19 protein-coding genes are annotated in these 22,532 nt (G+C 67.0%); 6 read left to right on the top strand and 13 right to left on the bottom strand.

The window, feature by feature from the left end; all coding sequences use genetic code 11:
• Positions 1–2: 2 nt before the first annotated feature.
• The 9 genes from bamA to rpsB form a co-directional block, all read right to left on the bottom strand.
• Positions 3–2,426, bottom strand: coding sequence for an outer membrane protein assembly factor BamA (bamA, locus tag BMX32_RS02660; protein ID WP_089974231.1), 2,424 nt, complete (start codon positions 2,424–2,426; stop codon positions 3–5).
• Positions 2,427–2,576: 150 nt separating this feature from the next.
• Positions 2,577–3,920 (bottom strand): RIP metalloprotease RseP, encoded by a 1,344-nt coding sequence (gene rseP, locus BMX32_RS02655; RefSeq protein WP_089974230.1) that lies wholly within the window; start codon positions 3,918–3,920, stop codon positions 2,577–2,579.
• 47 nt (positions 3,921–3,967) lie between these two features.
• Positions 3,968–5,152: a 1-deoxy-D-xylulose-5-phosphate reductoisomerase gene (locus BMX32_RS02650; protein WP_089974229.1), complete on the bottom strand. Its 1,185-nt coding sequence runs from the start codon at positions 5,150–5,152 to the stop codon at positions 3,968–3,970.
• Positions 5,153–5,156: 4 nt separating this feature from the next.
• A complete protein-coding gene (locus BMX32_RS02645) occupies positions 5,157–5,975 on the bottom strand; it encodes a phosphatidate cytidylyltransferase (RefSeq protein ID WP_089974228.1) in 819 nt (272 codons plus the stop codon).
• Between the two features lie 12 nt (positions 5,976–5,987).
• Positions 5,988–6,722: a polyprenyl diphosphate synthase gene (uppS, locus tag BMX32_RS02640; protein WP_029213944.1), complete on the bottom strand. Its 735-nt coding sequence runs from the start codon at positions 6,720–6,722 to the stop codon at positions 5,988–5,990.
• 20 nt (positions 6,723–6,742) lie between these two features.
• Positions 6,743–7,300: a ribosome recycling factor gene (gene frr / locus BMX32_RS02635; protein ID WP_029213945.1), complete on the bottom strand. Its 558-nt coding sequence runs from the start codon at positions 7,298–7,300 to the stop codon at positions 6,743–6,745.
• Between the two features lie 99 nt (positions 7,301–7,399).
• Positions 7,400–8,122: a UMP kinase gene (pyrH, locus tag BMX32_RS02630; RefSeq protein ID WP_029213946.1), complete on the bottom strand. Its 723-nt coding sequence runs from the start codon at positions 8,120–8,122 to the stop codon at positions 7,400–7,402.
• A 186-nt stretch (positions 8,123–8,308) separates the two neighbouring features.
• The gene (tsf, locus tag BMX32_RS02625) at positions 8,309–9,187 is read right to left on the bottom strand and encodes a translation elongation factor Ts (RefSeq protein ID WP_029213947.1); all 879 of its coding nucleotides are present in this window, start codon (positions 9,185–9,187) and stop codon (positions 8,309–8,311) included.
• Between the two features lie 86 nt (positions 9,188–9,273).
• Positions 9,274–10,122, bottom strand: coding sequence for a 30S ribosomal protein S2 (gene rpsB / locus BMX32_RS02620; RefSeq protein WP_089974227.1), 849 nt, complete (start codon positions 10,120–10,122; stop codon positions 9,274–9,276).
• 378 nt (positions 10,123–10,500) lie between these two features.
• Between rpsB and map the strand changes: the two genes are divergently transcribed.
• The 5 genes from map (at position 10,501) to dapE (ending at position 16,583) form a co-directional block, all read left to right on the top strand.
• Positions 10,501–11,268 carry a type I methionyl aminopeptidase gene (gene map / locus BMX32_RS02615; protein WP_029213949.1) on the top strand — a complete coding sequence of 256 codons (768 nt, stop codon included), beginning with the start codon at positions 10,501–10,503 and terminating at the stop codon, positions 11,266–11,268.
• A 128-nt stretch (positions 11,269–11,396) separates the two neighbouring features.
• Positions 11,397–14,054, top strand: coding sequence for a [protein-PII] uridylyltransferase (gene glnD / locus BMX32_RS02610; RefSeq protein WP_244511384.1), 2,658 nt, complete (start codon positions 11,397–11,399; stop codon positions 14,052–14,054).
• Positions 14,041–14,868 carry a 2,3,4,5-tetrahydropyridine-2,6-dicarboxylate N-succinyltransferase gene (gene dapD, locus BMX32_RS02605; protein WP_089976847.1) on the top strand — a complete coding sequence of 276 codons (828 nt, stop codon included), beginning with the start codon at positions 14,041–14,043 and terminating at the stop codon, positions 14,866–14,868. The genes glnD and dapD overlap by 14 nt, the downstream gene beginning before the upstream one ends.
• A gap of 2 nt (positions 14,869–14,870) precedes the next feature.
• Positions 14,871–15,224, top strand: coding sequence for an arsenate reductase (locus BMX32_RS02600; protein ID WP_029214040.1), 354 nt, complete (start codon positions 14,871–14,873; stop codon positions 15,222–15,224).
• A 225-nt stretch (positions 15,225–15,449) separates the two neighbouring features.
• Complete coding sequence (gene dapE, locus BMX32_RS02595) at positions 15,450–16,583, top strand: succinyl-diaminopimelate desuccinylase (RefSeq protein ID WP_029214042.1); 1,134 nt, start codon at positions 15,450–15,452, stop codon at positions 16,581–16,583.
• 4 nt (positions 16,584–16,587) lie between these two features.
• On the opposite strand, the gene BMX32_RS02590 is transcribed toward dapE, so the two are convergent.
• Complete coding sequence (locus BMX32_RS02590; RefSeq protein ID WP_049808769.1) at positions 16,588–17,400, bottom strand: phosphodiester glycosidase family protein; 813 nt, start codon at positions 17,398–17,400, stop codon at positions 16,588–16,590.
• 104 nt (positions 17,401–17,504) lie between these two features.
• Between BMX32_RS02590 and BMX32_RS02585 the strand changes: the two genes are divergently transcribed.
• Positions 17,505–17,993 (top strand): NUDIX hydrolase, encoded by a 489-nt coding sequence (locus tag BMX32_RS02585; protein ID WP_089974226.1) that lies wholly within the window; start codon positions 17,505–17,507, stop codon positions 17,991–17,993.
• 82 nt (positions 17,994–18,075) lie between these two features.
• On the opposite strand, the gene parC is transcribed toward BMX32_RS02585, so the two are convergent.
• From parC to BMX32_RS02570, 3 genes are all read right to left on the bottom strand, one after another.
• On the bottom strand, positions 18,076–20,316 hold the full coding sequence (gene parC, locus BMX32_RS02580) for a DNA topoisomerase IV subunit A (RefSeq protein ID WP_089974225.1): 2,241 nt from the start codon (positions 20,314–20,316) through the stop codon (positions 18,076–18,078).
• 175 nt (positions 20,317–20,491) lie between these two features.
• A complete protein-coding gene (locus BMX32_RS02575; RefSeq protein WP_089974224.1) occupies positions 20,492–21,538 on the bottom strand; it encodes a proline iminopeptidase-family hydrolase in 1,047 nt (348 codons plus the stop codon).
• A gap of 89 nt (positions 21,539–21,627) precedes the next feature.
• Complete coding sequence (locus BMX32_RS02570; protein WP_089974223.1) at positions 21,628–22,455, bottom strand: endonuclease/exonuclease/phosphatase family protein; 828 nt, start codon at positions 22,453–22,455, stop codon at positions 21,628–21,630.
• Positions 22,456–22,532 lie beyond the last annotated feature (77 nt).

Below are 22,532 nucleotides of genomic sequence, written 5' to 3'. Positions count from 1 at the left end.
GCTTAGAACTGGTTACCGAACGTGAACTGGATGCGCTCGACGAAGCGGTTGTCGGCGTCCTTCTTACGGAACGGCACCGCGAAGTTGATGATCAGCGGGCCGATCGGCGCCTGCCACTGCAGCGACAGACCGGTGGAGGCACGCAGGTCGCTGGCGTCGAACGAACCGTAGTCCTTGTAGACGTTACCGACGTCGACGAACCAGGACACGCGGGCGGTGTTGACGTCCTTCAGGAACGGCAGCGGCAGGAAGACCTGCGCCGTGCCGAGCACCTTGAACGCGCCACCGACCGGCTGGCCGTAGCTGTAGTAGCCGCCCGCGCACTGACCCTTGCTGTTCGGCACCGACGAGGTGCTGCCGCCGTCGCACAGACGGGGACCGAGGGTGTTGTCCTGGAAGCCGCGCACGTCGCGCACGCCGCCGGCGTAGTAGTTCTCCCAGAAGGGGAACTGCACCTTGTCGCCCTTGTTGTAGACCTTGATCGGATTCGCCGGATCCGCCGGGTTGAACGCGTAGCCGTCGTTGTCGTACGTCTGGCCGTAGGTCTTGCCGTAGCCGACCTGACCGTCGAGGTAGAGCACGAAGCCCTTGCCGATGGGCCAGTAGTGATTGGCTTCGCCGAAGATCTTGTAGTACTGCACCGTGGAACCCGGCAGCGCGCCCGAGACCGACGCCGACAGCTGGCCGCCGCGCGTGGGTGCCCAGTAGCTGTTGCGGGTGTCGTGGGTGTAACCGAGGCTGGACGTCCACGAGTGGATCGTCTTGTTACCGAGGGCGTTCTGGTAGGCGATCAGCTGGCCCGGCGAGAGCACCGACGTGTTGATCAGGTTGGAGCTGACGCCCAGGCTGGTCGACAGCGAGTCGAAGTCGCTGATGGGGATCGACAGCGTGGTCTCGAACGACTTGGTGCTGTACGTGTAGTTCGCGAGATCGGTATCGCCGTAGTCGAGCTTGCTGTAACCCAGGTTGTAGCCGATCGCGATGCCCGAATCCGTGAGGTACGGGTTCGTGTAGCTGGCATTGATGCGCTTGTAGTACGTGCTGGTTTCGGCGGCGATCGAGAAGCGGTCGCCCGTGCCCAGGAAGTTGTTCTGCGACACCGAGGCCGACAGGATGATGCCCGAGTACTGCGAGTAGCCGACACCGAACATCAGCGAACCCGCCGACTGTTCTTCGACCTTCGCGGTCAGGTCGACCTGGTCGACCGTGCCGGGCACGAGCGCCTTGTCGATGTCGACGGTCTTGAAGTAGCCCAGGCGCTGCAGACGCGTCTTCGAACGGTCGATGGCGCCCTGCGAGTACCACGCGCCTTCGAGCTGGCGCATTTCGCGGCGCAGCACCTCGTCTTCCGTGCGGGTGTTGCCCTGGAAGACCACGCGGCGCACGTACACGCGCTTGCCCGGCTCGATGAAGAGCGTGAGGTCGGCGGTGCGCTTGTCCTTGTCGAGTTTCGGGATCGGCGTGACCTTCGCGAAGGCGTAGCCGATGTTCGCGAGGATGGCCTTGATCGCGTCGGTGCTCGCTTCGATGGCGGCGCGGTTGAACGTGTCGCCCTTGTGGATATAGACCAGCTTGCGCAGGGTCTCTTCCGGCAGGATCAGTTCACCGAGCAGCTTCACGTCGGAGACGGTATAGACCTCGCCTTCCTTGACGCTGGCGTCGACGTACATGGCGCGCTTGTCCGGGCTGATCGCCACCTGCGTGGAATCGATGCCGAAGTCGGCGTAGCCGCGGTTCATGTAGTAATTGCTGAGCTTTTCGAGATCGCCCGAGAGCTTCTCGCGCGAGTACTGGTCGTCCTTGGAGTACCAGGACAGCCAGTTGGACGTGTTCGACTCGAAGCCCTCGCGGATCTGCTTGTCGGAGAACGCCTTGTTGCCGATGACGTTGATCTCCTTGATCTTCGAGGCCTTGCCTTCGCGGATCTCGATGTCGATCGACACGCGGTTGCGGTCGAGGCGCGTCACGTGCGGCTCGACCGACACGTTGTACTTGCCGCGGTTGTAGTACTGGCGGATCAGCTCCTGCTGCACGCGATCGAGCGACAGGCGATCGAAGGTCTCGCCCTCGGCGAGGCCGATCTCCTTGAGGCCCTTGCGGAGGTCGTCTTCCTTGATGTCCTTGTTGCCGCGCAGCGTGAGCTTGGCGATGGCCGGACGCTCGACGACCTTGATGACGAGGATGTCGCCCTGGCGGTCGAGTTCGATGTCGCTGAAGAACTTGGTCTGGTACAGGGCGCGGATGGCGGCCTGTGCCTTGTCGTCGCTCAGGGTTTCGCCCTTCTCGATCGGCAGGTAGCTCAGCACCGTGCCTTGCGCGATGCGGGTCAGGCCATCGATGCGGATGTCGGAAACGACGAACGGCTCGAAGGCAAGCGCATTGGCGGACAGGGAGGCGAGCAGGATCAGGGCGGCGATACGCTTCATCGTCGATTCCGTTGGGTTAATTCCAGTCGACGGCGGACGAGGCCGGCGACCAAAGAGGAGCACGCGCCGGACTCATGCCCGGCGTCGTCTGGCGCGGGAAGCGGTTGCGTCCGTAGCCTTCGGTGATGCGATTGCGACGTGCGAGGCTCGTCACGAAACGAGCATTCGCTGGATGTCGTTGAAGAACGCCAGCCCCATCAGCGTGAACAAGAGAACGATGCCTACGTACTGGCCGGCGATCATGGTGCGTTCGCTGACCGGGCTGCCCTTGATCAACTCGATAAGGTAATACAGCAGGTGTCCACCGTCCAAGACCGGGATCGGCAGCAGGTTGAGGATGGCGAGGCTGAGCGACACCAGGGCGAGGAAGTTGAGGAACCAGCCGAGGCCCCGGTTGGCCGAATCGTTGGCCACCTGCGCGATGCCGATGACGCCGGAGAGGTTCTTCGTGGACGCCTCGCCCGACAGCATCTTGCCGATCAGGTTGAACGTGGAAGTGGTGCCCGCCCAGGTCGCGCGCAGCGACTCGCCGAAGGCGCGGGCCGGGCCGTAACGGAGGGTGGCTTCCTCCAGGGGCTGGCGCGCGACGCCGATCAGCCAGCGGGTGGGCTGGCCCTGTTCCGATTTCATCCGTGCCGTGACGTCGAAGGTCATCGGCTGACCGTTGCGGAGGACGGCGACGGTCAGCTTCGGCGAGACCGCCGCCAGCTCCGGGACGAGGCGGGTGAAATCGTTGAAGTCGTCGACCGGCTTGCCATTGACGCTGACGATGCGGTCGCCGGCACGGATGCCGGCCAGCGCCGCGGGATCGCCGGCCACCGCCTCGCCCACGACGGGCGGCGACTGCAGGCCGAGGCCCAGCTGGGTGAACCGCTTGCCGATGTCGCCGGCGGCGTCGAGGCGCTGCAGCGGCAGAACGACGTCGCGCTGGGCGCCGTCGGTGCCGGCGACGCGCACGGGCAGGGGTTCGGTGCCGAGCAGGCCGTTGGCGAGCACTTCGGTCGCGTCGCTCCACGTCGCCACCGGGTCGCCGTTCATGGCGACGAGGCGGTCGCCGGGGCGGATGCCCGCGGCGGCGGCCACGCTGCCGGTCGAGGCGGTGACGATCGGTGCGACGTCGGGCTTGCCGACCATGTACATCGCCCAGAAGGCGGCGACGGTGAAGATCAGGTTGAACGCCGGGCCGGCGGCGACGATGGCGATGCGCTTCCACACCGACTTGCCGGTGAACTCCTCGTTCGCCTCGGACGCCGGCACGTCGCCCTCGCGGGCGTCGAGCATCTTCACGTAGCCGCCCAGCGGAATCGCGGCGATCTGGTATTCGGTGCCGTCCTTCGCCACGCGGCGCCACAGCGGGCGGCCGAAACCGACGGAGAAACGCAGCACGCGCACGCCACAGCGGCGCGCGACCCAGTAATGGCCGAATTCGTGGAAGGTCACCAGCACGCCGAGCGTTACCAGCAGCCAGAACACGGAACCTAGGACGGGGCTCATCGGGGAGGGTGGGTCTCGGTCGGAAAAAACGTTGGAGTGGAACGAGTTTAGCAGTAAGCGCGGTGCAGGACTTCCCGTGCCGTCCGCCGCGCCTGCTCATCCCGCCCCACGAGGGTCTGGACATCGACCACGGGTTTGGCCGGCAGTTCCTCAAGAACGCGTTCGACGACCTCGGCGATGCCGAGGAAGGGGAGCGACCCGGCGAGGAACGCCTCGACGGCGACCTCGTTGGCGGCGTTGAGCACCGCCGTCGCGTCGCCGCCCTCGCGCAGGGCCGCGAAAGCCAGGGCGAGGCACCGGAAGGTGTCGGTGTCGGGGCGCTCGAAATCGAGCCGCGCATGGGTGGCGAGATCGAGTGGGGCCACGCCGGCCTCGATCCGCTCCGGATACGCCAGGGCGCAGGCGATGGCGGTACGCATGTCCGGGTTGCCGAGCTGGGCGAGGACCGAACCGTCGACGTAGTCGACCATCGAGTGCACGAGGCTCTGCGGGTGCACCACGACCTCGATGGTGTCGACCGGGGCCGCGAACAGGTGGTGGGCCTCGATGACCTCCAGCCCCTTGTTCATCAGCGTGGCGGAGTCCACCGAGATCTTGCGGCCCATGGACCACTTGGGATGGGCGCAGGCCTGGTCGGGCGTGATCGTGCCCAGATCGGCCCGGGTACGCCCACGGAACGGGCCACCCGACGCGGTGAGGATCAGGCGTCGCACACCGGCCCGGCGCAGTTCCGGACGGCCGCCGGGCAGGCACTGGAAGATGGCGTTGTGTTCGGAATCGACCGGGATGAGGTCGCCGCCGCCAAGCCGAAGGGCCTCGAGCAGCAGCTCGCCGGCCATCACGATGGATTCCTTGTTGGCGAGCAGCAGTCGCTTGCCCGCGCGCGCGGCGGCGAGCGTGGAATCCAGCCCGGCCGCGCCGACGATGGCGGCGACCACGGTGTCGCAGAGCGGACCGGCCGCGGCCGCGGTGACGGCATCGGCGCCGGAGGCGACGTCGCAACGCACGCCGGCGGCGGCCAGGCGGCGGGCCAGATCGGCTTCCATCGCGGGATCGGCGACGATCGCGAGATCGGGCCGGAACCGTTCGCATAGCGCGGCGAGGCCGGCCGTATCGCGGTTGGCGACCAGCACCGCGGCGCGGAAGCGCTCGGGGTGGCGACCGATCACGTCGAGCGTGCTGGTACCGATGGAGCCGGTGGCACCCATCACGGCGACGTTGCGCGGAGCCATATCGTTACAGTCCCAGCAGCAGCTTGCCGGCGACGAACACCGGTACCGCGGCGAACACGCTGTCGAGGCGGTCGAGCAGGCCGCCGTGCCCCGGGAAGAGGCTGCCGGAGTCCTTCACGGACGCATGGCGCTTCATCAGGCTTTCGAAGAGGTCGCCCACCACGGCGATCGCCACGGTCGCCACGCCGAGCACGAGCAGCCCGACGAGCTGTCCGCCGTCGCGCACGCCCAGAAGGAAGCCGCCGAGCAGGGCGACGAAGCCGCCTGCGAGCACTGCGCCATAGACGCCCGCCCAGGTCTTCCCCGGGCTGATGCGCGGCGCGAGCTTGCGTCCGCCGAAATGACGGCCGCTGAAGTAGGCGCCGGTATCGGCGGCCCAGACGATCACGAGCGCGAGCAGCACCCACCAGGGGCCGCGCACGCTCTCATGAAGGAGGATCGCGGCGGCCAGCGTGGGCACGATGACGAATGCGCCGGCACCGATCTTGAGCATGCGGTTTTCGGCGTTCGGCGCGGCGGCGAACGTGAAATGCCGCAGCCAGAAGCAGCAGCCGATCCACCAGGCCACGCCCGCCAGTGTCAGCACGGTCAGCAGGCCCGGCGTGTGCACGAGCAGCAGCGCGACGAAGATCGCGGCGGCGCCCGCCGCCACGATACCCCTGCCCACCACGGTGCGGCAGCCGGCGAGCAGGCTCCATTCCCACGCGGCGCCGACGAAGACGATGGCGACGACCGACGCGAAGACCACCGTCGGGGGAAAGAGGATGAGTGCCAGGACGAGGGGGATCAGGATCGCGGCGGTGGTGATGCGTTGCTTGAGCATGGGTATCCGGCGTCAGCCCGCGACCTGCTCGCCGGTGCGCCCGTAACGGCGCTCGCGGCGGGCATAGTCGTCCAGCGCCTCGTCAAGGCTCTCCTGGTCGACGTCGGGCCAGAGGGTGTCGGTGAAATAGAGCTCGGCATAGGCGATCTGCCAGAGCAGGAAGTTGCTCACACGGCGTTCGCCACCCGTGCGGATGAAGAGGTCGAGCGGCGGCTGGTCGGCGAGGCAGGTGTAACGATGGAGGCGTTCCTCGTCGATCTCGTCGACGCCGAACTCCCCGCGAGCGGCGGCCTCGGCGGCGAGGCGCGCGGCGCGCGCGATGTCCCAGCGCCCACCGTAATTCACCGCGACGTTCATGTTCAGCGCCGTGTTGCCCGACGTGCGGTCCATGGCACCGTGCATGCGATCGCGCAGCTCGGGTGCGAAGGCGTCGAGGTCGCCCACGAAGCGGATGCGCACGCCATTGCCGTGCAGCTCGTCGACCTCGCGATCGATGGCTTTCAGGAACAGTTCCATCAATGCCGACACTTCGGTCGGCGGCCTCTGCCAGTTCTCGCTGGAGAACGCGAACAGCGTGAGCGACGCGATGCCGCGACGCAGGCAGAACTCCACGGCGTTGCGTACCGCTTTCTGCCCGGCGTGGTGACCGAACGTGCGCGGGCGAAAGCGCTGCTTCGCCCAGCGACCGTTGCCATCCATCACGATGGCGAGGTGGCGGGGAACCCGTGCGTCGGGTTTCGCTGCCATGAGAGGCGACCGATGGCGCGTCAGAGCGCCATCAGCTCCTTTTCCTTTTCCGCGACCACGTTGTCGACTTCCTTGACGAACTTGTCGGTCAGCTTCTGGATGTCGTCGTCGGCGCGCTTCTTGTCGTCTTCGGTGACCGTCTTGTCCTTCAGTAGCTTGTCGATGTGCTGGATGGCGTCGCGGCGGACGTTGCGGATGGCGATCTTCGCGGCCTCGCCTTCCTTCGACACGCTCTTGGCGAGCTCCTTGCGGCGCTCCTCGGTCGGCGGCGGGAAGTTCAGGCGGATGTCCATGCCCATGGTGGTGGGCGTGATGCCGAGGTCGGAGGCCATGATGGCCTTCTCGATCGGGCCGACCATGCTCTTGTCGAACGGCTTCACCGACAGCGAGCGAGCGTCCGGCGTGGTCACGTTGGCGACCTGGGCGAGCGGCGTGGGCGACCCGTAGTAGGGGACCACGATGTTGTCGAGGATCGACGGATTGGCGCGACCGGTGCGGATCGTCTTCAGGTCGTGCTTGAGCGAGTCGATGCTCTTGCCCATGCGGGTCTCAGCATCTTTCTTGATGTCGTTGATCATGGGCTTGTTTCCGGTGGAACGGGTCAGCAGGCGAGTATAGCAGCGCACGCGGCGCGGCCGTGCCGCACCGCGCCAAGGCGCGGGGGAGCGCCGGGGGCGTCAGCCCGCGTCGACCAGCGTGCCGACCGGCTCGCCCTTCATGATCTTCATGAGGTTGCCGGGCTGGGTCATGTCGTAGATGCGCAGCGGCAGCTTGTTCTCGCGACACAGGGCGATGGCCGCCGTGTCCATGACCTCGAGGCGGCGCTCGATGACCTGGTTGTACGTGAGGTGCTCATAGCGCTCGGCCGTCGGGTCGCGCTTCGGGTCGGCCGAGTACACGCCGTCGACCTTGGTGGCCTTCAGCAGCAGGTCGGCGCCCACTTCCACGGCGCGCAGCGCGGCGGCCGAGTCGGTCGTGAAGAACGGGTTGCCGATGCCCGCTGCGAACAGGGCGACGCGGCCCTTTTCCAGGTGGCGGATGGCGCGGCGGCGGATGAAGTCTTCGCAGACTTCGTTGATCTTGATCGCGCTCATGGTGCGTGCTTCGCCGCCGAGCTTCTCGATGGCGTCCTGCATGGCGAGGGCGTTCATGACGGTCGCGAGCATGCCCATGTGGTCGCCAGTAACGCGATCCATGCCGGAGGCGGCGAGGCCGGCGCCACGGAAGATGTTGCCGCCGCCGATCACGACGCCGATCTGCACACCTGCCTCGCGCACTTCGAGGATTTCCTTCGCAAGCCGGCCGATCACTTTCGGATCGATGCCGTAGTCCTCGCTGCCCATCAGGGCCTCTCCGGAGAGCTTGAGCAGGATGCGGCGGTGGTTCAGCGGGTTGCTCATGGGGGATCTCCGAATTGTGTGGGGCAAAACGACCGTAGTGTAGCGCGCGGCGTTTGTTACAGGCAGATGAAATGCCGATCCATTTCACGAATGACGCATTCGGCCGGTCGGTGCCGATCGTTTCCCCGAGGCCAAAAAAAAGGCCGCGATCGCTCGCGGCCTCTTTCGTCGACGGGGTGGCGCGGCTTACGCCAGACCAGCCTGCTTCATCACTTCGGCGGCGAAATCGTCCACCACCTTCTCGATGCCTTCGCCGACGGCCAGACGCTGCACCGACACGATCTCGGCGCCAGCCTTCTTGAGGGCCTCGGCCACGGTAACGTCGCCGTCGAGCACGTACGGCTGACCGACGAGGGTCACTTCGGCCAGGATCTTGTTGACCTTGCCCGACACGATCTTCTCGAGGATCTCGGCCGGCTTGGCCTTTTCCTTGTCGGACATCTTCGAGAGTTCGATTTCCTTTTCCTTCTCGAGGAAGTCGGACGGGACGTCCTTCTCGCTGACGAACTTCGGGTTCATCGCGGCGACGTGCATCGCGATGCCCTTGGCCAGTTCTTCCGAGCCGCCCTTGAGGGCCACCAGCACGCCGATGCGGCCGCTGTGCGAGTAGGCGCCGATCGGGCCGTCGTTCTCGACTTCGGCCATGCGGCGCACGTCGAACTTCTCGCCGATCGTCAGCGTGAGGGCCTTGGCGCTGTCTTCGACGGTGGCGTCGCCCAGCTTGGCGGCCTTCAGCGCGTCGATGTCGTTGACGCCCGACTCGAGCGCGACGTTGGCGACGTCCTTGGTGAACTGGATGAACTGCTCGTTGCGCGACGAGAAGTCGGTCTCGCTGTTCACTTCGACCAGAACGGCCTTGCCGGCCTTGCTGGCGACGGCGATCAGGCCTTCGGCGGCGACGCGGTCGGCCTTCTTGTCAGCCTTGGCCAGACCGTTCTTGCGCAGCCATTCCATTGCCGCTTCGATGTCGCCGTTGTTTTCGACGAGTGCCTTCTTGCACTCCATCATGCCGACGCCGGAACGCTCGCGCAGATCCTTGACGAGGCTTGCGGTGATCTCAGCCATGGTAGTTCCTCAAAGTTTCGAAGAGCGCCGCGGCGGTGTGCCGCGGCGCCAGGTAGTACGGAAGAGCGGTATGCGGGGTGGGGCGCTTACGCGCGGCCACGACCACCGTCACGGCCGCCTTCGCGACGCGGAGCACCCTTCTTGGCCGGGGCGCCGCGACGATCGCCGCGCGGGGCTTCGTCCTTGGCGACCGGGTTGCCTTCCTCGTCCAGCTCGACGAACTCGTTCGCGTCGCCACGGGCGGCGTGCGGAGCGGCGGCCTTGCCTTCCAGGATGGAGTCGGCGGCGGCGCGGGCGTACAGCTGGATGGCGCGGATGGCGTCGTCGTTACCCGGGATGGCGTAGTCGACGAGGGCCGGGTCGTAGTTGGTATCGACGACGGCGACGACCGGGATGCCGAGCTTGCGGGCTTCCTGAACGGCGATGTCTTCGTGGCCGATGTCGACGATGAACAGGGCGTCCGGCAGACGGTTCATGTCCTTGATGCCGCCCAGCGAGTTCTGCAGCTTGTCGCGCTCGCGACGACGGGCCAGCACTTCGTGCTTGACCAGGCGGTCGAACGAACCGTCGGTTTCGGCGGCCTCGAGTTCCTTCAGGCGCGCGACCGACTGCTTGACGGTGCGGAAGTTGGTCAGCATGCCGCCGAGCCAGCGGGCGGTGACGAACGGCTGGCCAGCGCGGCCGGCTTCTTCGGCGAGGGCCTCACGGGCCGAACGCTTGGTGCCGACGAACAGGATGGTGCCGCCCTTCTGGGCCAGGCCCGAGAGGAAGTTCATCGCGTCGGTGAAGAGCGGAAGGGTCTTCTCGAGGTTGATGATGTGGATCTTGCCGCGGGCGCCGAAGATGTACGGAGCCATCTTGGGGTTCCAGTAACGGGCCTGGTGACCGAAATGGACGCCGGCTTCCAGCATCTCGCGCATGGTGACTTGTGCCATGGAATAACTCCTGGGCGAACCGCTATGGCGGTTCTATGGGGGTTGGGACCTCCACGCATCCCCGGCTTCGACCCGACCCGGCCGCGGCGCCTTTCGCGACGACGGTGGGGCAGGCACCCCGAAGGCGGTGCCGATGCGTGTGTGGCGTTAAAAGCGATGGCGTCCGCCGGGCCAATGCTGGCGCCGTGCGGTTACAATCGCGCTTCGATTCGCCGCCGTGGCCACATGACAGTGGCTTCGCCGGTCAGCAAAACTCGCTAATTGTAGCCTTCGGTACCGCCCGGCCGCAAGCCGGGGTGGAATTCCGACAGGGGTGCCGCCATCTGGAATGGCGAGCCCAATCCCCTGAGGGCAAAGGAAAAACCAAAGAGACCCGCCATGGCAGTGCTACCGAAGACCCCCGAAGAGATCCAGTCGATGCGCGAGGCCGGCCGCCTGGCCGCCGAGGTGCTGGCGATGCTGGTGCCTCACGTGAAACCCGGTGTCACCACCGAGTACCTCGACAAGCTCGCCCACGACCACATCGTCAACGTGCAGAAGGCGATCCCGGCCAACGTCGGTTACCGCGGCTACCCGGCCACCACCTGCACGTCGGTCAACCACGTGATCTGCCACGGCATTCCGAGCGCGACCAAGGTCCTGAAGGACGGCGACATCGTCAACATCGACGTCACCGTCATCAAGGACGGCTGGCATGGCGACACGAGCCGCATGTATTTCGTGGGCACGCCGAGCGTGCTGGCGAAGCGCCTGGTGGACACCACCTACGAAGCGATGATGAAGGGCATCGAGGCCGTGAAGCCCGGCGCCACGCTGGGCGACGTCGGCGCGGCGATCCAGAAGCACGCCGAGGCCGCCGGCTTCTCCGTGGTGCGCGAGTACTGTGGCCACGGCATCGGCAAGGTCTACCACGACGAGCCGCAGGTGCTGCACTACGGCCGCAGCGGCACGGGCCTGGAACTGAAGCCCGGCATGACCTTCACCATCGAGCCGATGATCAACGCCGGCAAGCCGCAGACGAAGTCGCTGCCCGACGGCTGGACCGTGGTCACCAAGGATCACTCGCTGTCCGCCCAGTGGGAGCACACGATCGCGGTCACCGACGACGGTTTCGAGATCCTGACGCCCTGGCCCGACGCGGCCTGAAGCGCTTCGGTGGGCGGCTATCCGGTGGGAGCCAGCCTGCTGGCGATGGCTGCTTGCCGCGAGCACCCATCGCCAGCAGGCTGGCTCCCACCAGAGTCATTCACGAATACCGACGAGGGGCTTTTGACGTGACGCTGCCACCGCTTCCTCGCCTGCCCGCCGTGGTGCCGCGTTCGGGTGTGTCGCCCGAGGCCCGGCGTTCGCTCCGGCAGCTGCTGGGTGACATCGACCGCTCGCTGACCGTCGCCTTCCAGGAAGGCGACGACGCTACCGCGCTGGCGCGCCGCCGCGCGGAAATCGTCGATCGCATCGTCGTGCACGTGTGGGGCGCGTGCCTGGGCGACATCGCCGCCGGCGCCCTGTTCGCCGTCGGTGGCTTCGGGCGCGGCATGCTGTTTCCACGCTCCGACGTCGACCTGCTCGCGCTGGTCGGCGAAAGCTCGCCCGCCCTGAGCCGCGCGCTCGAGCATTTCTTCGCCTGCCTGTGGGACATCGGCCTCAAGCCGGGCCACGCGGTTCGCACCGTCGCGCAGTGCCGCGAGCTCGCGGCGCGCGACGTCAGCGTCTTCACCAGCCTGCTGGACGCCCGGCGCCTCGCCGGCTGGCCGATCCTCGCGGACGAACTCCGCGGCATCCTCGACGACCCCGAGCTCTGGCCGCCGCGGGCCTACCTCGCGGCGCGCCTGGCCGAACGCGACGCGCGCCATGCGCGCTACGACGACACGGCGCAGAACCTCGAGCCGAACCTCAAGGACGGGCCGGGCGGTCTGCGCACGCTCGACGCGCTGCGCTGGCTGGGCCGCCGCCTCGCCGCCGCGCCCGACTTCGACGCGATGGTCGCCGAAGGCCTGCTCGAACCCGTGGAAGCGGCGCGCCTGACACGCGCCGAGGAAACGCTGCGACGGTACCGTTACGCGCTGCACCTCGAAGCGGGCCGCGCCGAGGAACGCCTGCTGTTCGACTATCAGCGCGCCCTCGCCACGCGCCTCGGCTTCGAGGACGAGCACGCGAAGAATCTGGGCGTCGAGCAGTTCATGCAGGGCTACTACCGCGCCGCGACGCAGATCGAGCGCTCCGGCACGCAGCTCGTCGAACGTTTCGAGGAAATGCTGGATCCCGCCACGGAGCCACAGGCGGTCGGCAGCGACTACGTGCGCTATGGCGCGCGCATCGCCCTGCGCAACCCGCATCTCTTCGTGCGTCGCCCCTCCGCGCTGGTGGAAATCTTCATCGCCCGCCTCGACGAGCCGGGCATCGCGGGCTTCACCGCGGAAACGATGCGGCGCATCCAGCACGCGGTGTCGCAGCATGGAGAGTCGCTCGCCGACGACCCGCAGGTGCTCGGCGCGTTCCTCGCCCTGCTGCGTCGCGGCGCGCCCGCGGTGGAAGCGCTGTGGCGCATGAACCGGCACGGCCTGCTCGCGGCGATCCTGCCGGCGTTCGGCAAGGTGGTCGGGCGCATGCAGTACGACCTCTTCCACGTCTACACGGTCGACGAGCACACGCTGCGCGTCCTGCGTAACGTGGCACGCTTCGCCGACCCAGGCGCGCGCCGCGAATTTCCCATCGCCTGCGAGATCTGGCCGCACCTCGAGAAGCCGGAGTTGCTGCTGCTCGCGGCGCTGTTCCACGACATCGCCAAGGGCCGCGGTGGCGACCATTCCGTGCTGGGCGAGGAAGACGCGCGCGCGTTCTGCACGCGCCTTGGTCTGCCGGAGGACCAGATCGCGCTCGTCGCGTGGCTGGTGCGTCAGCACCTGCTGATGAGCACGACGGCGCAGCGTCAGGACATCACCGATCCCGACGTGGTGCACCGCTTCGGCGCGACGGTCGGCGACTGGGAACACCTCGATCATCTCTACCTGCTGACGATCGCCGACATCATCGGCACCAGTCCGAAGCTGTGGAACGCGTGGAAGGATCGCCTGCTGGCGGACCTCTACACGTCCACACGCTACGCCCTGCGCAGCGACCTGAAGGCGGCAGGCCACGCTGAGGCGCGCGTGCGCGAATGCCGCGAGCGCGCCGTCGGCATGCTGGCTGCCGACAGGCTTTCCGCCGACGACGTCGCGGCGGTCTGGGCCGACTTTCCCGACACCAGCTTCCTGCGCCATCGCCCCGAGCAGATCGCGTGGCAGACCGCGGCGATCGTGCGCGCCCACGGCGCGATGCCGCTGGTGGAAGTGCACCCGTTCTCCGTGCGCGGCAGCACCGAGCTCTTCATCTACGCCCCGGACCGCGACGGCCTGTTCGCGACGGTGACGGCGGTGCTAGACCGGCTGCGTTTTTCCGTGGTGGAAGCGCGCGTGCTCGTGTCGAGCACGGGCAAGGCGCTCGACACGTTCCTCCTTCTTGAATCGGATTCGCAGGCCCCGGCGTCGCTGCAGCGCGCGGAAGAACTCCGCGCGCGCATGATGCATGCGCTCGAGCAGTCGTCCGGCCATGCACCCGCGAAGCGCGGCATTTCGCGGCACCTTCGTCATTTCCAGATGGCGCCGCGCATCGAGTTCGTCGATGCCGGCGAGCGCACGCAGCTGGCGCTCGTGTGCACGGATCGCCCCGGGTTGCTCGCCGCCGCCGCGCAGGCGCTGGCCGAAGCGGAAGTGCGCGTGCATGATGCGCGTATTGCCACGTTCGGCGAACGCGTCGAAGATTTCTTCCAACTCACCGATCGCAACAACGCGCCGCTGTCTCCGGAACGCCGGGAGATCCTGCGGGCGTGCCTGCTGCGCCACATCGGTTCCGAAAGCCCCAGGACCCCCGTACATGCAGATGCAAACCCTTGAATCGCTGATCGACGACGCCTTCGAACGCCGCGCCGACCTGACCCAGAACGAAATCGAGGGCACCCTGCGCGAAGCTGTCGACCAGGTGCTCAACCTGCTCGAATCCGGCGAGCGCCGGGTCGCCGAACCGGACGGCAAGGGTGGCTGGACGGTCAACGCGTGGCTGAAGAAAGCCGTGCTGCTGTATTTCCGCATGAACGGCAACCGCGTCATGGACGGCGGCCCGTCCAGCGCGTTCGACAAGGTGCCGCTGCGCTTCACCGACGGCGACGCCACCGAATACGCGAACCTCGGCGCCCGCGTGGTGCCGGGCGCGCTCGTGCGCCGTGGTGCCCACATCGCGAAGGACGCGGTGCTGATGCCGAGCTACACCAACATCGGCGCTTACGTCGGTGCCGGCACGATGGTCGACACCTGGGCCACCGTGGGTTCGTGCGCCCAGATCGGCGCGAACGTGCACCTGTCCGGCGGTGTCGGCATCGGCGGCGTGCTCGAACCGCTGCAGGCCAACCCGACGATCATCGAAGACAATTGCTTCATCGGCGCGCGCTCGGAAGTGGTGGAGGGCGTGGTCGTCGAGAAGGGCTCCGTCATCGGCATGGGCGTGTTCCTCGGCCAGTCCACGCGTATCTACAACCGCGCCACGGGTGAGGTCACGTATGGCCGCGTGCCGGCGGGCAGCGTCGTGGTGTCGGGCAGCCTCCCGTCGAAGGACGGCAGCCACAGCCTCTACGCCGCGGTGATCGTGAAGCAGGTGGACGAGAAGACGCGCTCCAAGACGGGCATCAACGAACTCCTGCGCAGCGGCGACTGACCATGGCGATCACGCTCTACGGTCTGCCGAACTGCGACACATGCAAGAAGGCGCGCAACTGGCTCGCACGCTTCGACGTGCCGTACGACTTCGTCGACTACCGTGCGAACCCGGTGCCGGCCGAAACGCTCAAGGCGTGGGCCGCGAAGGTCGGCGGCTGGGAGAAGCTGGTCAACAAGGCGTCCACCACGTGGCGCACGCTGTTGCCGCAGCGCAAGGATCCGCGCAGCGATCCCGAGTGGACGTTGTTGCTGAAGGAATACCCGGCGCTGATCAAGCGACCCGTGGTGGTCGAAGGCGACGACGTGTCGGTCGGCTTCTCCGATAACGCGTTCAAGAAGCGGTTCGGAAAATGAGTCGCGAAGCCCGGACGCCTCGCCGTGGATACCGGCGTACGCCGGTATGACGGGCCTCGCTGGCGCGCCGGCTCGCGCGGCCGACCGCGCTGCTCCCGCCGTCCTGCCAGGCGTCGCACCGGCGCGCGCCTGCACGATTCCGCAAGCCGTCGCACCGGCGTACGCCGGTGCCCACGTCGGTGCGATCGGTTTTCGCCCCATCGCCCGCATGGAAGAGCCCTCGAGATGACCCCCGTCCTCGCCCTGACCAAAGACCTCATCGCCCGTCGTTCGGTGACGCCGGACGACGCGGGCTGCCTGCCGTTGATCGCCGCGCGCCTCGAAGCGCTCGGCTTCCGCATCGAACACCTGCGCTTCGGCGATGTCGACAATCTCTGGGCGACGCACGGGAGCGATGGCCCTGTGCTCGCCTTCCTCGGCCACACCGACGTCGTGCCGACCGGCCCCGAGGAGCGCTGGCGCTTTCCGCCCTTCGAGCCGACGGAGCACGAAGGCATGCTTTATGGCCGCGGCGCCGCGGACATGAAAGGCTCGGTCGCCGCGATGGTCGTGGCGCTCGAGCGGTTCGTCGCCGCGAATCCTTCCCATCCTGGCACGGTCGGCCTGCTTCTCACGAGCGACGAGGAGGGCGTGGCCCTGCACGGCGTGCGCGAGGTCGTCGAACGTTTCATCGCGACGGGACAGCGTATCGACGCCTGCGTGGTGGGCGAACCGTCGGCGAAAGAGCGGCTCGGTGACCTCATCCGGGTTGGCCGTCGCGGTTCGCTCTCCGGCACGCTGACGGTCCGGGGCGTGCAGGGCCACGTGGCCTACCCGGAAAAAGCGAAGAACCCCATCCACCGTTTCGCGCCCGCGCTCGCCGCGCTGGCGGCGGAGCGCTGGGACGACGGCAACGCCGACTTCCCGCCCACGTCGTTCCAGGTGTCCAACCTCAACGCCGGTACCGGCGCGAACAACGTCATCCCCGGCGAACTCGTGGCGCTGATCAACTTCCGCTACGCCACCGCCAGCACGGCCGACCAGTTGCGCGAGCGGACCGAGGCCATCCTCGCTGCCCACGGTGTGGATTTCACGATCGACTGGCACCTCTCGGGGCACCCGTTCCTCGCCACGCCGGGCGGCCGCCTGCGCGAGGTCGTGGTCGGAGTCTGTCGCGACCTGTGCGGTATCGAGCCGGAGCAGAGCACGGGCGGCGGCACGTCCGACGGGCGCTTCATCGCGCCGATGGGCGCCGAAGTGATCGAGCTCGGCCCGGTGAACGCCACGATCCACAAGGTGGACGAGTGCGTCGCCATCGCCGACCTGGAACGCCTGCCCGACCTCTACGAGGCCATCTGCGCGCGCATGCTGGCGGACTGACGCTTCAGCGACGCTTCGGGTAGACGGCGATCATGCCGGCGTACGGCTTGGTCATGAAGGCCGGAGCGCCCACGTACCCGTCGTCCGGCGTGTAGAACTGCGAGATCGTGCCGTCGAGGAACAGGGCGTCCTTGCAGCCGATCTCGTCGCGGAACAGCCGCGCGAAACTGTGGAAGTTCACGGGCGTGCGGCTCACGACGAACACGACTTCGCGCGGCGTCCGCGCACAGACGCCGCTGCGCCATTTCATGCTGTCGGACCCGTTATCGAACTGCTCGTTGATCGCGCCGTCGATGACGAGCATCGGTCCCGACTGCGTGGCCCAGCGGGGTTTGCGCGCGGCCGCCCTGAACGCGTCGCTGGTGCGGACGTCCGCGGTGCCGTCGTCGTAGATGGCGAAGACACCGTTGGGCAGCAGGGAGAAGTTGCCCGAGCGCGGGTTGCCGTGCGCGAGGTTGAGCGGCACGACCGTCTTGCCGTCCTCGACGTAGAGCCCCAGCGGCCTGAACTCGCGATCGTAGATGCCGGCATTGGTCGCGAAGACCAGCGGGCGTCCTTTCGCCGTGGCCCATGTCTTCAGCGATTCGATCGTGCCGAAGGGCTGCCCGTTGTCCGGGTTGCGCCAGTGCAGCTCGAGGTCTTCGCGGCGCAGGTCGACGGTGACGCTGAAATACGACTGGCTGTCGAACACGATGTCGTTGCCCTCGAGGGCGTCGGCGGCATCGGCGCAGGCGCCCGCCATCGAGGCGAGGGCCGCGGCGGCGATGAGGCGGGGAGCGGTACGACGGAGAAAGCGGGGGAGTCGGGGGTGCAGCATCCGTCGATGTTCGCCGGGGCAGGCGGGCGACGCAAGGGGCTTGCGACGCGGCTTTCGCGCGGAGAGCGTAAACTCCGGCGTTTTTACCCATCGTCGTCATCGCCATGCCCTATACGCCCATCGTCGCCACGCTCGGTTACGTGTTGTCGCCGGACGGCAAGCGCGTCCTCATGATCCATCGCAATGCCCGCCAGGACGACCACCATCTGGGTAAGTACAACGGCCTGGGCGGCAAGATGGAGCCGGGCGAAGACATCGCCGCCTGCATGCGCCGCGAGATCCAGGAGGAGGCCGGCATCGAATGCCATGAGATGCGCCTGCGCGGCACACTGAACTGGCCGGGCTTCGGCAAGCACGGCGAGGACTGGCTGGGTTTCATCTTCGTGGTGACGCGCTACGAGGGCGAGCCGCTGTCGTCGAACCCCGAGGGCGCGCTCGAATGGGTACCCGTCGATGCGCTGGGCACGTTACCGATGTGGGAAGGCGACCGCCATTTCCTGCCACTGGTGTTCGACACCGACCCGCGGCCGTTCCATGGTGTGATGCCGTACAAGGACGGCCGGATGGTGTCGTGGAGCTACACCCGCCTCTAACTGGTGGGAGCCAGCCTGCTGGCGATGGGTGCTAGCGGCAAGCACCCATCGCCAGCAGGCTGGCTCCCACCCAAAGGAGGCGTCAGCCGGTCGTCTCGATCCGCTCCACGCGACGCAGGCCGCGCGGCAACACGCCACCGCGGGTGGCGCGACTGCCGCCGTATTCCACCAGGTCGGCCCACTTCAGCGTGAGCTTGCGCTGGCCGGCGTAGAGCGTGACTTCGCCCTTGCCTTCGGCCACCACCGCGACGCCGACGACGCGCTCCTCGCCCGAAACGAGCTTCGCCTTCGGGATTTCGATGAGCTTGTTGCCCTTGCCCTTGTCGAGTTCCGGCAGCTCCGCCACCGAGAACATCAACAGATGGCCTTCGCCCGTCACCACCACCACGCGATCGCGCGACGGATCGGCGGTGAGCGCCGGTGCCAGCACGCGCGCGCCATCGCTGAGGCTGATGATCTGCTTGCCGGCCTTCTGGCGGCCGGTGAGCGCTTCGAAACGCGTGACGAAGCCGTAACCGAAGTCGGTGGCGAGGATCAGGCGCGTATCGTTGTCCGCCGCCACCACGGCGTCGAAGCGCGCGCCGGAGGGCGGGCTGAAACGGCCGGTGAGCGGCTCGCCGTTGCCTCGGGCGGACGGTAGCGTGTGCGCCGGCGTGGTGTACGCACGGCCGGTGGAATCGATGAACGCGACCTGCTGCGTGGTGCGCGCACGCGCCACGCCAAGCAGGCTGTCGCCCTCGCGGTACGACAGTGCCTCGCCGTCGACGTCGTGACCCTTGCCGGCGCGTACCCAGCCCTTCTGCGAGAGCACCACGGTGACCGGCTCCGACGCGACCAGCGCGCTATCGTCCAGCGCCTGCGCGGCGCTGCGCTCGATCAGCGGCGAGCGGCGGGCGTCGCCGTACTTCTCGGCGTCGCCGCGCAGTTCTTCCTTGATCAGCCCCTTCAGCTTGGCCGGCGACTTCAACAGCACGTTGATGCGCGCGCGCTCTTCCTCGAGCTTGTCGGTCTCTTCGTTGATCTTCATCTCTTCGAGGCGCGCGAGCTGGCGCAGCTTCGTCTCGAGGATGTAGTCGGCCTGCTCGTCGTCGAGGCGGAAGCGCGAGATGAGCACCGGCTTCGGTTCGTCCTCGGTGCGGACGATGCGGATGACTTCGTCGAGGTTGAGGTACGCGATGCGCAGCGCCTCGAGCATGTGCAGGCGACGCTCGACGCGACCCAGGCGGTGGTTCAGGCGGCGCGTCACCGTGTCGGTGCGGAAGCGCAGCCATTCGCCGAGGACCATCTTCAGGTCCTTCACCTGCGGCCGGCCGTCGAGGCCGATCATGTTCATGTTGACGCGGAAGCTCTTCTCCAGATCGGTCGTGGCGAAGAGGTGCTGCATCATCTCCTCGACGTCGACGCGGTTGGAGCGCGGCACCAGCACCAGGCGGATCGGGTTCTCGTGATCCGACTCGTCGCGCAGGTCTTCGATCATCGGCAGCTTCTTCGCGCGCATCTGCGCGGCGATCTGCTCGAGGATCTTCGACGGCGACACCTGGTGGGGCAGGGCCGTGATCACGATGTTGCTGTCGTCGCGCTCGTAGATGGCGCGCGCGCGTACCGAGCCGGTGCCGTTCTGGTACATCGCCACGAGCTCGCGGCGCGGCGTGATGATCTCGGCCGTGGTCGGGTAGTCGGGACCCTGCACGTGCTCGCAAAGGTCGGCCACCGTGGCTTCGGGGTCGTCGAGCAGGCGGATGCACGCGCTCGCGACTTCGCGCAGGTTGTGCGGCGGGATGTCCGTGGCCATGCCGACGGCGATGCCCATCGAGCCGTTGAGCAGCACGTGCGGCACGCGGGCGGGCAGCCAGGACGGTTCCTCGAGGGTGCCGTCGAAGTTGGGGATCCAGTCGACCGTGCCGTGGCCGAGCTCGGACAGGAGCACTTCGGCGATCGGCGTGAGGCGAGATTCGGTGTAACGCATGGCCGCGAAGCTCTTCGGATCGTCCGGCGAGCCGAAGTTGCCGTGGCCGTCGACCAGCGGGTAGCGATACGAGAACGGCTGCGCCATCAGCACCATGGCTTCGTAACAGGCCGAGTCGCCGTGCGGATGGAACTTGCCGATCACGTCGCCGATGGTGCGCGCCGACTTCTTCGGCTTGGCGGTGGCGCCCAGCGCCAGCTCGCTCATGGCGTACACGATGCGGCGCTGGACCGGCTTCAGGCCGTCGCCCACGAAGGGCAGGGCACGGTCCAGCACCACGTACATGGAGTAATCGAGATAGGCCCGCTCGGCGTAGTCCTTGAGCGGGATCTGTTCGTAATTGGCTTGCAGATTCATGGGTTTGAGCATCCGGCGGGCGCGCCACGGCGCGTCGATAACCGGACGATGTTGCCAGAAACCCGTCTCAGGAGCGAAGACTGCCGACTCAGGCGGGAACCGTGGGAGCGGCTTGGCCGCGATGGGTGCTTGCGGCGAGCACCCATCGCGGCCAAGGCCGCTCCCACAAGGGCACTCACTTCATCGACTTACCCGCGTCCACGTCCTTCAGGAACGTCACCAGCCCCGTGAAATACGTCTGTTGGTCGTCGTACATCGCCATGTGGGATCCCTTGGGGCACAGCAGGAAGCGCCCGTTCGGCAGCTTCTTCGCCATGGCTTCCATGTACGCGGGGTCCATCGTGTCGTATTTCGCCCCGATGACCAGCGTGGGCACGGTGATGTTCTTCAGGTCCTTGCTGCGGTCCCAGTGAAGCAGCTTGCCGCTGGCACCGAGTTCGCTCGGACCCTGCATCATCACGTACACCTGCTCGTTGAGGTGCGCGAACGAGCGCTCGACCGGCTCCGGCCATTGGGCGGCCGGCATGCGCAGCACGTGCTTCTCGTAGTGCATGGGCATCAGCAGCTCCATGTACTTCGGATCGGACGTCTTGTGCTCGGCCTCCATCTTCTTGACCTCGGCCAGCTTGGCCGGATCCATGGCGGGCATCAGCACCTTGGTCGCGTACTCGTTGTACTCGGGGATGCTGTCGACCATGTTCGAGATGATCACGCCCTTGAGGTGCTGCGGGTACTTCAGTGCATACTCGATCGCGAGCACGCCGCCCCACGAATGGCCGAGGACGAAGAAGTTGTCCTTGTCCAGATGGAGCGCCTGGCGTACCTGCTCCACCTCGTCGACGAAGCGCGGGATCTCCCAGAGCGACGGATCGGTGGGCTTATCGCTGAACCCCGAGCCGAGCTGGTCATAGTAGTAATACTCGATGCCCGCGCCGGGGAAATAGCTGTCGAACGCCTCAAAGTACTCGTGCGTGGCGCCCGGACCGCCATGCAGCAGGAGCACCTTGATCGTCGGGTTGTTGCCGACCCGCTTCGTCCAGACCTTGAACTTGCCCTTCGGCGTGTCGATCACGATCGTCTTCTGGCCGCCGGAGAGGACGTCGTCGCGGCCGGTGCTGTCGAAGTACCCGCCCCTGGCCGGGCTCGTCGTGACCGTTTGCGCCCAGCACAGCGCCGGAAGCGCCGCGAAGGCGACGAGGAGATAGGTAAGCAATCGGCGCATGAGGGGCCCCTGGGTCGTGGTTGGCGAACGGTAAGCGGAGTGTCGCCCCTCCGTGGCCGGTTGCCCAGAGCCATGGCGGTGCGCGCGGCTCAGAGGTCGAAGTCGGCCATGACGGGGAAGTGATCCGACGGGTAACGACCATCCTTCGACGTTGTCACCGTCTGCACCGCCTCCGCGGTCACGCCGCGGTAGAGGATCCAGTCGATCCGCTTGTCCGCCTTCCCGGTGAAGTTGTGGAACGTCTCGGCCGGGCCTTCGCGCTTGGGCGCCGTGTCCCAGGCATCCTTGAAGGTGGCGGTAAGCGCCTTGTGCGCCTCGCTCTCGGGGCCGGTGTTGAAATCGCCCGTGATGATCACCGGCACGCCCTTCGGCAGCTTCGCCACCCAGGCGGCCATTTCGCGTGCGCTGCGCGAGCGTGCGTCTTCGTCCTGATCGCGGTACGGATAGTGCGTATCGAGCAGATAGAAGCGCTTGTGATCCGAGAGGCGCTCGAACAGCGCCCAGTTGACCATGCGCGGAAAGACATTGCCCCAGGTGATGCTCGCCACCTTGTCCGGCGTGTCGGAAAGCCAGAAGTCGCCCGACTCGATCAGCTTGAGGCTGTCCTTCCTGTAGAAGATGCCCATGTGCTCGTCGGTGTGCTTGCCGAAGCGATCGCGCCCGAACCAGACGTATTCCGGGAGTCGCTGCACCGTGTCGTCGCCCTGCTGCTTGTAGAGCTCCTGCGTGCCGATGACGTCCGGGTGCAGCTGGCGAATGGTATCGGCGAACAAGTCGCGCCGATGGTCCCAGCCGTTCAGGCCATCGTTGCCCGTCATCGTGCGGACATTGAAAGACATGACCTTGAGGTCGTCGGCAGAAGCGGGAATGGCGGCGGCGAGGATGCCGAAGAACGCGATCCGGGTCAGCAGGCGCATGCGGTGGTTTTCCTCGATTGAAATGGACACTCACTATAGCCCGGCCGTCCGCTGTTGTTTCCGTGGGACGCATTTGC

The sequence above is a fragment of the Luteibacter sp. UNCMF331Sha3.1 genome, from assembly GCF_900109915.1.
Taxonomy (GTDB): Bacteria; Pseudomonadota; Gammaproteobacteria; order Xanthomonadales; family Rhodanobacteraceae; genus Luteibacter.
The sequence above is the reverse complement of the archived record's forward strand: the minus strand, read 5'-3'. Positions and strand labels throughout refer to the sequence as shown.

Coding starts and splice junctions, on each gene's coding strand:
- dapD (WP_089976847.1), top strand. CDS start 14,041: ATGCAAACCCTTGAATCGCTGATCGACGACGCCTTCGAACGCCGCGCC.
- BMX32_RS02570 (WP_089974223.1), bottom strand. CDS start 22,455: ATGCGCCTGCTGACCCGGATCGCGTTCTTCGGCATCCTCGCCGCCGCC.
- rseP (WP_089974230.1), bottom strand. CDS start 3,920: ATGAGCCCCGTCCTAGGTTCCGTGTTCTGGCTGCTGGTAACGCTCGGC.
- bamA (WP_089974231.1), bottom strand. CDS start 2,426: ATGAAGCGTATCGCCGCCCTGATCCTGCTCGCCTCCCTGTCCGCCAAT.
- BMX32_RS02645 (WP_089974228.1), bottom strand. CDS start 5,975: ATGCTCAAGCAACGCATCACCACCGCCGCGATCCTGATCCCCCTCGTC.
- rpsB (WP_089974227.1), bottom strand. CDS start 10,122: ATGGCACAAGTCACCATGCGCGAGATGCTGGAAGCCGGCGTCCATTTC.
- frr (WP_029213945.1), bottom strand. CDS start 7,300: ATGATCAACGACATCAAGAAAGATGCTGAGACCCGCATGGGCAAGAGC.
- map (WP_029213949.1), top strand. CDS start 10,501: ATGGCAGTGCTACCGAAGACCCCCGAAGAGATCCAGTCGATGCGCGAG.
- BMX32_RS02590 (WP_049808769.1), bottom strand. CDS start 17,400: ATGCTGCACCCCCGACTCCCCCGCTTTCTCCGTCGTACCGCTCCCCGC.
- BMX32_RS02600 (WP_029214040.1), top strand. CDS start 14,871: ATGGCGATCACGCTCTACGGTCTGCCGAACTGCGACACATGCAAGAAG.
- BMX32_RS02575 (WP_089974224.1), bottom strand. CDS start 21,538: ATGCGCCGATTGCTTACCTATCTCCTCGTCGCCTTCGCGGCGCTTCCG.
- BMX32_RS02585 (WP_089974226.1), top strand. CDS start 17,505: ATGCCCTATACGCCCATCGTCGCCACGCTCGGTTACGTGTTGTCGCCG.
- tsf (WP_029213947.1), bottom strand. CDS start 9,187: ATGGCTGAGATCACCGCAAGCCTCGTCAAGGATCTGCGCGAGCGTTCC.
- uppS (WP_029213944.1), bottom strand. CDS start 6,722: ATGGCAGCGAAACCCGACGCACGGGTTCCCCGCCACCTCGCCATCGTG.
- dapE (WP_029214042.1), top strand. CDS start 15,450: ATGACCCCCGTCCTCGCCCTGACCAAAGACCTCATCGCCCGTCGTTCG.
- BMX32_RS02650 (WP_089974229.1), bottom strand. CDS start 5,152: ATGGCTCCGCGCAACGTCGCCGTGATGGGTGCCACCGGCTCCATCGGT.
- pyrH (WP_029213946.1), bottom strand. CDS start 8,122: ATGAGCAACCCGCTGAACCACCGCCGCATCCTGCTCAAGCTCTCCGGA.
- parC (WP_089974225.1), bottom strand. CDS start 20,316: ATGAATCTGCAAGCCAATTACGAACAGATCCCGCTCAAGGACTACGCC.